This window comes from Ruegeria sp. F12, from assembly GCF_056533885.1.
This window is the reverse complement of sequence record NZ_JBQFOV010000003.1, coordinates 324,670-337,859: the sequence shown is the minus strand read 5'-3', so window position 1 is coordinate 337,859 and position 13,190 is coordinate 324,670. Positions and strand designations below refer to the sequence as shown.

The 13,190-nt window shown below is 58.2% G+C and carries 13 protein-coding genes; 3 read left to right on the top strand and 10 right to left on the bottom strand.

What is annotated here, in order from left to right:
- The first annotated feature begins 63 nt into the window (after positions 1-63).
- On the top strand, positions 64-1,326 hold the full coding sequence (locus tag ACR0CA_RS06395; protein ID WP_480897817.1) for an HlyD family type I secretion periplasmic adaptor subunit: 1,263 nt from the start codon (positions 64-66) through the stop codon (positions 1,324-1,326).
- Between the two features lie 55 nt (positions 1,327-1,381).
- Here ACR0CA_RS06395 and ACR0CA_RS06390 read toward each other — a convergent pair whose 3' ends face one another.
- From ACR0CA_RS06390 to ACR0CA_RS06380, 3 genes are all read right to left on the bottom strand, one after another.
- Positions 1,382-1,960 carry a DUF3299 domain-containing protein gene (locus ACR0CA_RS06390; protein ID WP_480897816.1) on the bottom strand — a complete coding sequence of 193 codons (579 nt, stop codon included), beginning with the start codon at positions 1,958-1,960 and terminating at the stop codon, positions 1,382-1,384.
- Positions 1,961-2,207: 247 nt separating this feature from the next.
- A complete protein-coding gene (locus tag ACR0CA_RS06385) occupies positions 2,208-2,633 on the bottom strand; it encodes a hypothetical protein (RefSeq protein ID WP_480897814.1) in 426 nt (141 codons plus the stop codon).
- Positions 2,630-4,042 (bottom strand): GMC oxidoreductase, encoded by a 1,413-nt coding sequence (locus ACR0CA_RS06380; protein WP_480897812.1) that lies wholly within the window; start codon positions 4,040-4,042, stop codon positions 2,630-2,632. The genes ACR0CA_RS06385 and ACR0CA_RS06380 overlap by 4 nt, the downstream gene beginning before the upstream one ends.
- A 385-nt stretch (positions 4,043-4,427) precedes the next feature.
- On the opposite strand from ACR0CA_RS06380, the gene ACR0CA_RS06375 reads away from it, so the two are divergent.
- The gene (locus ACR0CA_RS06375; RefSeq protein WP_480897811.1) at positions 4,428-5,924 is read left to right on the top strand and encodes a GMC oxidoreductase; all 1,497 of its coding nucleotides are present in this window, start codon (positions 4,428-4,430) and stop codon (positions 5,922-5,924) included.
- Positions 5,925-5,990: 66 nt separating this feature from the next.
- Entirely contained in the window at positions 5,991-7,394 is a 1,404-nt protein-coding gene (locus ACR0CA_RS06370; protein ID WP_480856731.1) for an MATE family efflux transporter, read from the top strand.
- A 6-nt stretch (positions 7,395-7,400) separates the two neighbouring features.
- Here ACR0CA_RS06370 and ACR0CA_RS06365 read toward each other — a convergent pair whose 3' ends face one another.
- The 7 genes from ACR0CA_RS06365 to ACR0CA_RS06335 form a co-directional block, all read right to left on the bottom strand.
- Positions 7,401-8,489 (bottom strand): M56 family metallopeptidase, encoded by a 1,089-nt coding sequence (locus ACR0CA_RS06365; RefSeq protein WP_170784292.1) that lies wholly within the window; start codon positions 8,487-8,489, stop codon positions 7,401-7,403.
- Complete coding sequence (locus tag ACR0CA_RS06360) at positions 8,476-8,871, bottom strand: BlaI/MecI/CopY family transcriptional regulator (protein WP_170769322.1); 396 nt, start codon at positions 8,869-8,871, stop codon at positions 8,476-8,478. Before ACR0CA_RS06360 ends, ACR0CA_RS06365 begins: the two co-directional genes overlap by 14 nt.
- Before the next feature lie 65 nt (positions 8,872-8,936).
- Entirely contained in the window at positions 8,937-9,338 is a 402-nt protein-coding gene (locus ACR0CA_RS06355) for a DUF2160 domain-containing protein (protein ID WP_170769323.1), read from the bottom strand.
- Between the two features lie 8 nt (positions 9,339-9,346).
- Positions 9,347-10,144, bottom strand: a complete 798-nt coding sequence (locus tag ACR0CA_RS06350; RefSeq protein ID WP_085807800.1) for a carbohydrate ABC transporter permease — start codon at positions 10,142-10,144, stop codon at positions 9,347-9,349.
- Positions 10,141-11,004, bottom strand: coding sequence for a carbohydrate ABC transporter permease (locus tag ACR0CA_RS06345; protein ID WP_085807799.1), 864 nt, complete (start codon positions 11,002-11,004; stop codon positions 10,141-10,143). The genes ACR0CA_RS06350 and ACR0CA_RS06345 overlap by 4 nt, the downstream gene beginning before the upstream one ends.
- Entirely contained in the window at positions 11,004-12,077 is a 1,074-nt protein-coding gene (locus ACR0CA_RS06340) for an ABC transporter ATP-binding protein (RefSeq protein ID WP_480503077.1), read from the bottom strand. The genes ACR0CA_RS06345 and ACR0CA_RS06340 overlap by 1 nt, the downstream gene beginning before the upstream one ends.
- Before the next feature lies 1 nt (position 12,078).
- Positions 12,079-13,128: an ABC transporter ATP-binding protein gene (locus tag ACR0CA_RS06335; protein WP_480897808.1), complete on the bottom strand. Its 1,050-nt coding sequence runs from the start codon at positions 13,126-13,128 to the stop codon at positions 12,079-12,081.
- Between the last annotated feature and the right edge of the window lie 62 nt (positions 13,129-13,190).

Here is a 13,190-nt window from a genome sequence, read left to right as displayed (position 1 = left end):
AGAGAGCAGACACAACAAAATTCGACCTCCGGTCCCACGGCACGTTTAATAAATCGTCGTCGGATGCGACCTCCAAGGGTGGCCGCGTTTTTGGCGCTGACGATCTCGGGCTTTCTGGGCGTGATACTAGTTCTGGCGGGGCAAACCAACGTTCCTCAAATCACGCGGGCCCCGGGGACAATCTTGCCGTTCGGGGACTATGCTCAGATCGAAACTCTGCACGGAGGCGTGGTCAGTGCCGTTCATGTGCGCAATGGCCAAACGGTCGAGGCGGGCCAACTTTTGGTGGAATTGGACCATCCAGACCTTTCGCGTGAGCAGGACATTATGACGGGTCAGCTTTCAGCAATTATTCGTCAGACCGAAAATGCCAAAACCGTTTTGTCCATGCTAGACAGCGAGACTTTGCCAAGTGACCGCGCGCTTGATGAGATAAGGAGTAGAGGCCTGACCAATGCCGCGGCTAGGCTGGATCTGTATTCTGAAAGCCAGACGATCCAGCAGGTATCGATCCAGCAGCAAGAGGGGACGCTGCGAATTTTGCAAGATGCAGCCGAACTGTCAGCAGCACGGGTCGAAAGAAAACAAGATCTTCTGGCAAGATATGCACAGCTTAGGGCACGCGGATTGAAAACCTTGAGCGACTATCTTGAAGAGGAAGATGAGGTTGAAGCGGTTCGAATTGCGGCATCGGACGCGCGGGTTCGGTTGGCCCAGGCTGAAAATGCGTTGAATTTGGCCCGCGCGTCTATGGCAGAGGAAACTCTGGCTCTGCGCGAAGAGGTATTGACGAAACTTTCTGATCTGGATCAGGAAAGGGCAGAGCTTATTGCCGCTCTCAAGATAGTGGGAGCTCAGATCGCGAGCCTGGCCATCGTGGCTCCGGCCCGCGGAGTCGTTCAAGCTGCTGCCTATCCCAATCCGGGAGAGGTCATTGCGCCGGGTGAGGTGCTGTTCGAATTGTCGCCAACACATGACGCGCTATTGGTTGAGGCACGCATTCCAAACGCGGATATCGGTCATGTGGATACCAGTCAGCCAGTGTCCGTCAGCGTTGACACATTCGATGTGCGCAGGTTCGGAAAGATCCAAGGGCGATTGCAAACTGTCTACCCCATGCCGCTTACCGATGAGAGGACCGGCGAGACCTATTTTCGCGCATCCTTTGTTTTGGTTGAAGGCAATGTGGGACGTGGACCTTATGAAAGGCCACTTCAGGCCGGGATGACGGTTGTGGCCGAGATGACGACAGGGGAGCAAACGCTGTTGTCCTATATGTTGAGACCTGTCCAGACGACTTTGGGCCGTGCTTTCAACGAAAGATAGTAGCCCGACCTGCGTGCCGCTTCATCTCGTCACGTAGGTCGAGCAGGCGATGAATTTAGTTTTCATTCGACAAAACCGCGCCACCCGTTTTGTTGCGGGATGCGGCACGCAGACGGTCCTTGAAAGTCTGGGTCGCGCTGTCTGCAACGTCAGCCTGGGTGACAATGGCATCAGATAGAAGAAACGTGGCACGCATTGCGACAGGTCCATCCACGACAATAAATTGAGTGTTGCTCGGGGAAATCGTCAGCCGGCCAGTGACCTCTACACTTTGGTGAATGTATTCGGGCATCCAATCCGTCTCCAGTTCGACGCGGATCATCTGGTTCGGAGGCGGCGGCGGTAAATGGCTGCACATGCCTGGCCTCGGTACAAGGTATATGATTGAAGCACCGTTAGGAGCTTGAGGAGCCGGGATAGCATAGCCTCGAATTGTGGCGGCTTTACCCTCAAGATCGGGATTGCCTTGGGAACCGGCTTTCGCGCGCTGCGCGATCACATTGTCGCGCTGACTCAACAATCGGTCGATGTCGATTTTTTCAGCGGCAAGAGCATCTTCGGTTTCAAACAGATTTTGTTGCCACATCTGCCGTTCCTCGGCGGTGCCTACAGCCTGTTGCAAGCGGCTGCGCAAACGCAGGACGTAAACAACATCATCGAACTGTTCCGGGCTGAGTGCGCGAAACGGGTCGTGAAAATCCTGTACGGATGGGTCGGGCAATTCAGACCAAAGCAATGGCGTCGCGGCCCATGTCCCGAGGGGCGCACACAATACTGAAAACGCACAGATCAAAACTGCTCGCAGGCGCATCCCAACGGCCTTTCATGACTTAGAAAATAGCGGTCATTCAAATGTGAGAGATATCCGGGTAAACCGCAAGTCACGACACTGCAAACGCCCCCAATTGGCTCAGGCAGGGGGTGTGATAGGGTTCGAACAAGGCGACAAATTCCAGCGGTAGTCCGTCCTCTGCTGCACGGATGACATTAGTCGAAGTTGCAAATTTGTCGATGACGCTGTCGTCGATCTTGCCGAGGACGTCTTTTGCATAGGGCAATCGGTGCAGCCCGCTCCAATATCCCAAATCCAGAGCCTTCCCTTCGATCCCTTTCTCTAGAACGAATTCTTCGTAAGCATAGGCGAACTCAGTGGCCGCATCCTGTCGCGCGATCTGGGGGCCATAGATCCGGTTGATGACGTCAAGCGCGTGACCGGCAATGCCGTGCCCCTTGATCAGCCGGTAGGCAACACCTGCGCCAAAGGCACCAACCCCCAAGGCAAGAACGCGACGGCGCGACCAGCTCATGTGACAACCTCCGATGCTCTGAGGGATAGGGCGGAAATGGTCAGGGATGGGTTGGCAGGCGAGCAGGTCGGGAAAGCGCCCGAGCCCAGTACGAACAGGTTTGGAACCCCATGCAGGCGCAACCGATCGTCAACCACCGATGACTCGGCCGAGGGACCCATGCGGTGCGTGCCTTGAATATGCGCCTGTGTGCGAATTTTTTCGTCCACTATCAGGTCCTCGACCGTATCGGGGATGATGTCCGGCAAGCCGTCAATCGCCCGTCGCAGGCCGCGCATCGCATAGTCGGTGTACCCGACCCATTCGATGACGGGTTCGTCGTCCTCCAGCAGGACCCTGTTCTCTGCCATTGGAATATCATCGACGGTTAACCGGAGATGCAGTCGGTTGGCCCATTTGCCCTGTTCTCGCCGGATCGAGACCGGGGCGTTAACGGTTTCGATCAGAACAGCGCCGGCCTCTGATCGGTCAATGTCATGGTAGAAATGATACCCATGCCCGGTTTCGGACGCGCCGCCGTAGAAGGCTTTGATATTTGCGGTGTCCAGAATGATATCAACCTCACCTTGCTCATGAAGGTACGCACCTAGAGCTTTGTTTTTTATTCCTGATCTCAGCAAAATGGCAGCGTTGAATATCCCGTTTGTTCCCAGCGCAATTGTGTTGCCGCGCAAGCGCGCCTCAGCCCCGTCAGCAGTCTTGACCTGTACTGCGCGGGCCTGACCGCCTTCGATATCCACCGTGCGTACTTCAGTGCCCAACAGGTAGTGCGCGCCGGGATGTTCCAGCCGCTCGAACCCGTTCAGAATTGTAAATTTCGCGTCCACTGGGCAGATGCGGCAGACACCGTTTGCACAACACCGCGCTCGCGAGCCTCCGTTCGAGGTCGCGCTTGGCAAGGGCACCCATAGCGGGCTGTCTTCACGCAAAGCTATGTCAGAGCGAGATGGCGCGTGGGGCGGATACGGAAACGGCGCGCTGCGCGGAAGGATGTGATCGGATTGCCCACCGCAGACTTCAATCATCTCTTCGGCCTGAATCCAGAAAGGTTCAAGATCATCGTAGGTTATGGGCCAATCTTCGCCGATACCGAACTTGCTTTTCAGGATGAAATCATCGGGATGCAGACGCGGAGTGTTGCCCCACCAATAGTTCGAATTCCCGCCAAACAAGGTGAATGCAACCCATTCCTTGTGTGCGCCCGAGCTGTTGCGTTGCTCGATCTTTTCACGGACGGCCCACCCATGCGCGATCTGGTCTGCATGAGAATAGTCCTGCCCTTTTTCGACAAACAGGATGTTAAGATGATCGGGCAAGCCGTGGGCGAAAAACATCGCGGAAAAGCTGCTGCCTGCGATCACCACATCCCAATCGCGGGCGCTGGCTTGTTCAAGAGACAATAGGCGCATCAGAACTCATTAACCTTATAAATCTTCACCTGTTGACCAAATTACAGGCTTCCGTCCGACCCGACCAGGTCACGCGAGAATTGCGGCGGGGCAAAACAATCACTTTATGGTTTGCAATAATCAGGCCCTTGTCAATAAAGTTAAAGAGACGGCAATGCAGTCGCCTTGCCGGAATTGTTGTTTGTTTGGTGTGTTCGTTGAAGTTTTCTTTGAAAAGGCGTCATCTTCTTGGGGCTGTTGCTGCGGTGGTCGTTGTCCCACCGGTTGCCCGGATTGCAGTTTTGAAGTCGCGGGATAATCCGCTGCCTCCCATTTCCGATCCGAAAGTGGTTTTTGCTGATGGCTGGCTGTTGGATGCGAGCGACCTGGATGTGGACGGGTTGTCATGATCCTGGATGCGCGCGCTGAAATCCCGGCGTTAGAGGGGCCCTATGACTGCTGCATCGTAGGCGCGGGGCCGGCTGGTATCACGCTTGCGCTGAAACTGGCACAGGCGGGCCGTCGAGTGGTTCTTCTAGAGGCCGGAGACCGTGAGGTCACGCCCGACTCGCAGGACCTCTATGAGGGCGAAAATCTGGGCCTGGAATATTACCCTCTGTCTGCGCCCCGGCTGCGAGCGCTTGGGGGGACGACCGGTCATTGGGGCGGGCAATGTCTTTTGCTGGACCGGTCCGACTTTCTGCCGCGCCCGGACGTACCCCTCAGCGGATGGCCCATTCGGTACGAGGATCTGGCCCCGTATCAGGCGGAGACAGCTAAACTTTTGCAAACAGGGCAGTTCTCGGGCGGCTTCCGCAAACCGGTTGACGACAGCGGCACGCTGGATGTTGTTGAGCAGAGGTTCAGCTCTGACCGGGCGTTTTATGATATCGGCAACACGGACCCGGTACGCTTCGGTCCATTCTATCAGGGGCAATTGGAGGATGAGCCGAACATCGACCTTGTCTTGAATGCCAATGTGGTAGGGTTCGACGTCGATGGTGAGACCGGCCAAATCACGCAGGCGCAGATTCGTAACTATGGTGATGGCGAGGGGGCGGTGGCTGCCGGACGCTTTGTGCTGGCCATGGGCGGCTTGGAAAACAGCCGTATGTTGCTGCATCTGAACGCCCGGCAAAACAACAGGTTCGGCAATCAGAACGACATGGTTGGTCGCTGTTTCATGGAGCATCCGGTAATCGACCATGAAACATACTTCATCACACGGCGTCTTTATTCTCATTCCCCGACATGGGAATTCGAACGCCTGACGCGGCGCTCCCGCCCCGAGCTTGTGCTGAGTCCCAGCCAGGACCAGATGCTGAAAAACGGCTGGACCAACTCAGCCGTGCGGATGCGGCGACTAAGACGCAGAAAACTGCCGCCCGAAGAGCTGGGGGACACGGGCTTTATCAACGGTTTGAAATTCGACGAGGATTACTTTTTTACCAGCAACTCTCAGGTCACGGCTGAACAGCGCCCGAACCCTGCCAGCCGGGTTGTTCTGACCGACCAGCGGGATCGGTTTGATCTGAATACGGTCGGGCTGGACCTGCGGCTGATGCCCGAAGACATCGAGACCCTGCGCGGATCAACCATTGAAGTGGCCAAGTTCCTGATCCGAAACGGGCTGGGCCGGATGCGGATGGACCCCGCCTTGTGGAACCGCGATGCATTCGAAAACCTGCCGTTGGACTATGGCAGCCACCATATGGGCGGAGCGCGCATGTCCGAGACGCCCGAGACTGGCGTGGTCGATGCCGACTGTAAGGTGCATGGGGCCGCGAACCTCTATGTTGCGGGGTCAGGTGTGTTTGCGACCTGCGGCCACGCCAACCCCACGTTTACTATTGTACAACTGTCCCTGCGGCTGGCGGATCATTTGCTTGGGCCTTCTGCCTGACGGGGTTTGGGGGTTGAAGCCCCCTGTATTCCACTGGCAGGTTAGCCCCGCACAAGGGGGGCGTTCATGACATCTCAAAGCTCGGGGCAGGCAGTCTTTCTGTCGGGCAGCCTGATGCGCCATGTCACGCGCATGTCATTGACCACCAGTATCGGCCTGATGGCGATCTTCGCTGTCGACTTCGTCGATATGGTGTTCATCTCGATGCTGGGGAACGACGCGTTGGCGGCGGCGGTTGGCTATGCCGGGACGCTGCTGTTCTTTACCAACTCGGTCAATGTCGGCCTGTCTATCGCCGCAGGCGCGCTGGTCGCGCGCGAGCTTGGGGCAGGGCGGCCCGATCAAGCAAGGCGGTTCGGAACCAGCGTTGCCGTTCTGGGTGCGATCTCGGGCATGATCCTGTCCGCGCTTGTGCTGCTGAACCTAAACACACTGTTGTCGCTGTTAGGGGCCGAGGGAGAGGTTCTGCATCTGGCGGCACGCTATAGCCGGATCATTCTTCCGACCATGTGGGTGATGGCTTTGGCTATGGCCGGGATGGCGGTCTTGCGGGCCCATGGGGATGCGCGCCGTTCCATGCAGGCGACGATTTTCGGCGGGCTGGTTAACGCGGTGCTGGATCCGATCCTGATCTTTGCGGTTGGGCTTGGGCTGGACGGGGCGGCGATAGCCTCGGTCATCGCGCGGGTCTGTATGCTGATAGCGGTGATGCGACCTGCTATAAAGGTGCATCGAGGGTTCGCGCGGCCTTCGCTTAAGCAAGTGGTTCAGGATGTACGCCCGGTGCGTGCCATAGCTGTACCAGCCGTCTTAACCAACATAGCCACGCCCGTCGGCAACGCCATTGTCATCCGTGAGGTGGCACAGTTCGGAACCGATGCCGTAGCCGGCATGGCGGTTATAGCGCGATTGATGCCGGTGGCGTTTTCGGTTGTGTTTGCCCTGTCTGGCGCGATCGGTCCCATCGTTGGCCAGAACTATGGTGCGGGGCAGTATGATCGGGTGAAAGAGACGTTTCTGGCCGGGGTCAAATTCACCGCCATCTACGTTCTGCTGATGGCCGCTGTCTTGTTTGCCCTTCGAGGCCCAATTGCGGATCTGTTTCTGGCGCAGGGGGAAACGCGGGCGCTGATCTATCTGTTCTGCGGTCCTCTGGCGCTGGCGTCTTTCTTCAACGGGGTAATCTTTGTTGCCAATGCCAGCTTTAACAATCTTGGCCATCCCATCTATTCCACATGGGTCAATTGGGGGCGGCATACGTTGGGTACTTGGCCGTTTGCCGTGGTCGGAGGCATCCTTGCAGGCGCGCCCGGTGTCCTGATGGGGCAGGCGCTGGGGGGCGTTGTCTTTGCGGTTGTCTGCTGGGTGATGGTGCGCCGCGTTGTGTCAAAGCTCAGCACGCCGCAAAAGCCGGACCCGTTTGCCGGGCAGAACCGACTTCACGCGCTGTTTGGGCGGCGTGGTTGGTAGGCGGGATCAGTTGCCGCTGTTGCGAGCCTCGAGCCGTTCAAGGTTAACTACTGTCGACAGCATCAATCGGTCGTGGCTCCAATCCTCGGTCTGTTGCACGGAGGCGGCACCAAAACCCAGCACGGTTGCAAAGACCAGCGTCAGGCCCAGAAACAGCACCGGAGTGCCAGAGCGGACCGAGGGAGCCTCAGCCAGCGCCATCACGCGTTGGCGCAACACGCGCTTTGCTTTGCCTCCCGTGACCAGCGCGACATTCAGAACCCGAGGGCTGCCCTTGCGCACCGTGCGGGCGCAATAGTCCAGCAGGCAAGCGGTATAATCGCGCGCGTTGATCCCGCGGCGGGCAACCACGGATTGGTCGCAGGCCAGCTCGCGCAGACGGTCGAACTGATATTTCAGCACCAGATAGGCGGGGTTCCAGAACAGCAATGGGCGTAAAATTTCGAACCCTAGCTCCCACTCCACATCGCCCGCACGCACGTGCTGAAGCTCATGCGCCAGCGCAAAGCGCAATTCGCGCGGCGTGTCCAGCAGATGGCTGGGCAGGACAACATGGCGGCGACGAAGGCCGCGCACGGCAAAGGGCACGGCGATCCGGTCGGAGAGGCGTATATCGACCTTGGCCGAATGCCGCCACAAAAAGCTGGTCTGGATCGTTTCACGGATCGCCAGCCCATCGCGCAGGACGCGCACGGCATAGGCCGCGGCCATCACGATCACCAGACCGAAGATCGCGGACAGAACCGGGTATGCACCGGAAACAAATACTTCGACCCAGCGTTCGCGTGTGTTCAAAAGCGCCTCGAATTGGGTTGCGGGCATGGCGATGTCGCCGCGCAGATAGGCGGCAACAGCGATGTCCCCCAAAGCAACGGTGCCATGGGCTGAGGTGAGTGCAAATGCCCCAATGGCCAGAACAGGGCTAAGAACGACGCAAAGGCACAGGGCCTTGAGCGCCTGAAGCTGCGCAACAAAGCCATATTGCAGCCGCGTCCGACCCATAATGGCCCGCACGACCAGCCACACCAGTGCCGCGAGGGCCAGTACGATATTCCATTCCAGATACGCGTCGAGAACCGGTTTAACCGCCGTCATTGTGCAGTCTCCTTTCTACCAGTGCTCGAATTTCCTCCAGATCGGCTTCGCTCAGGCCCGCATCGTCTACCAGACGCGCCACCAGCGAGGCAGGCGTGTCATCGAACAATGTACGCGAGAGGTTCTGCAACGACCGTGCCTGATATTTGTCTTTCTCCAGCAGCGGCGTATAGATCAGCGTCTTGCCGTCCTTGCGGCTTTCGACGAAGCCTTTCTCGTCGAGAATCCGCAGGATGGTTGCGCCGGAGGTATAGGCCAGATTGCGTTCTGGAGGCAGACGATCAAGCACGTCACGGACCGAGCCCTGACCAAGTGCCCAGAGCTCATTCATGAACTCCAGCTCTACCTCGGTCAGAAGGTTTGTTGTCTTTTTCTTTCGCATCGGTCTTTCGTGTCGCATTTTTTGTATGCCTGACAGACAAGCATCCTTTCGCTGTTTCGCAAAGCTCAAACTTTCCAGAAGACGAAGAATCCCCAGCCGATCGACAGGAAAAGCGGTGCCCAGACGGGCTGTCCAACCAATCCCAGCCAAGCAAGGAAGATATAGGCCGATCCCAATAGGGTGATGAACAGTCGATCCCCTAGCGTAGTGGTCAGGCCCAGAACGCCGCGCCGTTCGATCCCGTCGCGGAACTTGAACCCCTCCAGCACGCCGATCAGGGCGATGGCCGAAAAGATACCGACGAACAGCGCCAGCGTTGCGGGGGTCCAAGCCATCCAGAAATCGGGCCACAAGGGATCGGTCCAGGAAAACCCTTTTTCCTCCTGCTGGCCGACGCTGCCCCAACCGGCCTGCTGGGCAGCCGCCATCGAGGGTAGAAAGGGGAGGGTGAGAAGAAGTTTACGCATATCGAACCTCACACACGGCCCATCGCGAAACCACGCGCGATGTAGTTGCGGACAAACCAGATGACGATGGCGCCGGGAATGATGGTCAGTGTTCCGGCGGCTGCCAGCAGGCCCAATTCATACCCCGCGCTGGATGCAGTACGAGTCATCACGGCGGCGATGGGCTTGGCCTCAACCGCCGTAAGGGTTTTGGCTAGAAGCATCTCGACCCACGAGAACATGAAGCAGAAGAACGCCGCCACGCCGACGCCCGCCTTGATGTTGGGTAGGAAAATCGTCACGAAGAAGCGCGGGAAGGAATAGCCGTCGACATAGGCGGTTTCATCCAGTTCCTTTGGGATGCCGCGCATGAAGCCTTCCAGAATCCACACCGCCAGCGGCACGTTGAACAGCGTATGCGCCAGCGCCACGGCGAGATGCGTGTCAAACAGCCCGATGGAAGAATACAGCTGAAAGAAGGGCAGCGCGAACACCGCCGCCGGGGCCATCCGGTTGGTCAACAGCCAAAAGAACAGCTGCTTGTCGCCCAGAAACCGATAGCGCGAGAACGCATAGGCCGCAGGCAGGGCCACACAGACCGACAGCACCGTGTTCAGTGTTACGTAGATGATCGAGTTGATATAACCCCAATACCATGTCGGATCGGTGAAGATGGTGATGTAATTTTCCAGCGTAAAGGTCTGGGGGAATAGGGAAAAGCCCGACAGGATTTCGTTCGTTGTCTTGAAGGACATCGCCACCAGCCAATAGATCGGCAGCATCAGGAACGCGATATAGAGGATCGGGATAAGAGACCGCTTCTTCATTGCGCGTCATCCTTTGTCATCAGAGTGTAGAAGACCCAGCTGACCAGCAGCGTGATAGCGAAATATATCAGGCTCATCGCGGCTGCAGGGCCGAGGTCGAACTGTCCCAGCGCGATCTTCACAAGGTCGATCGACAGCAAGGTGGTTGAGTTGCCGGGGCCACCGCCGGTCAGAACGAAGGGCTCGGTATAGATGTTGAAACTGTCCATGAACCGCAGCAGAACGGCGATGGTCAGAACGGTTTTCATCTTGGGCAGCTGGATATAGCGGAACACCGACCAAGGGCTGGCACCGTCGATTTTGGCGGCCTGATAATAGGCATCGGGGATCGACACGAGGCCCGCATAGCACAGCAGAACAACCAGCGACGTCCAGTGCCAGACATCCATGACGACGACCGTGATCCAAGCCGACAGAGGCTGTTGCGTCATGTCATAGTTGATGCCCAGAACATCATTCAGGAAGTAGCCCAGCAGGCCGATCTTGGGCAGGGTAAAGATGTTCCACATCGAGCCGACTACGTTCCACGGGATCAGCATCGGCAGGGCCATCAGGACCAGACAGACCGGCACCCAGAAGCCTTTGCGCGGCATCGACAGGGCGACGATGATGCCGAGGGGCACCTCGATTAGCAGGATCAGGAAGGTAAACAGGAATTGCCGTCCCAAAGCAGCCTGAAAACGGTCCGAGCGCAGGATTTGCTCGAACCAGCCAAGGCCTTCCCAGAAGAACTGGTTGTTGCCAAAGGTTTCCTGCACCGAGTAGTTGACCACCGTCATCATCGGCACCAGCGCGTTGAATGCGACCAGCGCGAGTACCGGCAGGACAAAGAACCACGCTTTTTGGTTTTCCGTTCTCATCAGCTGCGTTCCTCGGTTGCGATCCAGCCGTCGCGGTAGACGCGGGATTGTTCAGGTTTGAATTGCAGGAAGACCTGCGAGCCCGGCTCGGGCACACTGTGTTCGGTTACGGCTTTCAGGGCGGTATTTCCAACCATGGCGCTGACCACATAGTGGCGGCCGATGTCGGAAACCTTGGTCACATGCGCCGGGATGCCGGTATCGCCAAAGCCCACATATTCGGGGCGGATACCCAGGTCGGTGCGGCCTCCGTCGCCATGGGTGGGGCCTTCCAGCATGACCTCGTGGCCTTCGAAAACCGCGCGGTCACCTTTGGCTTCGCAGGGTAGGACATTCATGCCGGGGGAGCCGATGAAGTGACCCACAAATGTGTGCTGAGGGCGCTCGAACAGTTCAACCGGTGTGCCGATCTGCACCACTTCGCCTTCCTGCATCACCACGACTTCGTCGGCGAAGGTCAGGGCCTCGGTCTGGTCATGGGTCACGTAGATCATCGTGGCTTTGACCCGCTGGTGCAGCTCTTTCAGCTTGGACCGCAGTTTCCATTTCAGATGCGGGTCGATCACGGTCAGCGGTTCGTCAAACATCACTGCATTCACGTCATCGCGGACCAGTCCACGCCCCATCGAGATTTTCTGCTTGTTGTCCGGGCTGAGGCCGCTGGCGCGGGTGCTCAGCATATCCGTGACGTCCAACATCTCGGCGATCTCATCGACACGGCGTTTGATTGTTGCTGGGTCAACGCCTCGGTTCTTCAGCGGAAAGGCCAGGTTTTCGCCCACAGTCATCGTGTCGTAGATCACCGGGAACTGGAACACCTGCGCAATGTTGCGCTGGTCGGGGGGCAGGGCGGTCACATCCCGATCATCGAATAAGATTTGCCCTTCGGACGGGGTCAGAAGGCCCGAGATGATGTTCAGCAAGGTGGACTTGCCGCAGCCCGACGGCCCCAGCAGCGCATAGGCCCCGCCATCGCGCCATGTGACGTCGATTTCCTTCAGCGCATAATCTTCGGGGCCTTTCGGCGCGGGCATATAGCTGTGTCGCAGATTGGAAAGTTTGATCTGTGCCATGTCAGGCCACCCTTTTGCCGTCTCGGCCGAAATACCGGCAATGCGCCGGGTTCAAGTAGAAACTGTGATCCTCGCCGACTTGATAGGGATGCACCCCCGCCGCCAGCGAAACCCAATCATCCGATCCATGGCGGAAATGCGCGCTGGAATCAGATCCCGACAGCTCGGTCACAATGACCCGGCCGGTCAGTTCAACATCCGCATCCGATGTGCGGAACGGCGTCACTCGGTGCGGGCGCACGGCGACCATGTAGTCTCCATCGGCCATGTCCGAAACGGCCCAGCCACCGCCACCTGCCAGTTGCGCTTGAGCGCCCGATACGGTGATGTGGGCCACGTTGATCGGCGGGTCCGAGAACACACGCGCGGCGGCGATGTTTTCAGGATTGCGATAGATATCTGCTGTGGGGCCGAACTGCGTCACGCGGCCATCCTCCATTAGGGCGGTGTAGCCACCTAGCAACAGCGCCTCTTCGGGTTCCGAGGTGGCATAGACCACCACGGCACCGCGCCCGGCGAACAGATCGGGCAGTTGTTCGCGCAGTTCCTCGCGCAGCTTGTAGTCGAGGTTTGCCAGCGGCTCGTCCAGAAACACCGCGCGGCTTTCCTTGGCAATCGCGCGGGCGAGAGCTGTACGCTGTTGCTGACCACCCGACAGCTCATGCGGGCGGCGGTGCAGCATGGGGCGCAACTGCAGCAGGTCGGCGGCCTCTTCCACGCGGCCTTCGATCTCGGATTGCGCCATGCCCGCCACGCGCAGGGGCGAGGCGATATTGTCGAAAACAGTCATATGCGGGTAGTTCACAAAGAACTGGTGCACCAGGCTGATTTGTCGCTTTTGCGTGTTCAGCCGGGTCACATCCTGCCCATCCATCAGCACTTTGCCCGAGGCCATCGGATCCAGCCCGGCCATCATCTTGATCAGAGAGGTCTTGCCCGATCCTGTCGCACCTAACAGCACATTGAAATGGCCGGTCTGCAGCGTCAGGTTGGTTGGCTTGATATGGATAACATTGCCAACCCGCTTGGTGGCGTCTTGAAGTTCGATCATGTCCGTGGGTTCCGGTCCTTCAGTGCGGCGCACTGGTCGTGGGGTGGGGATGCCGCGCACGG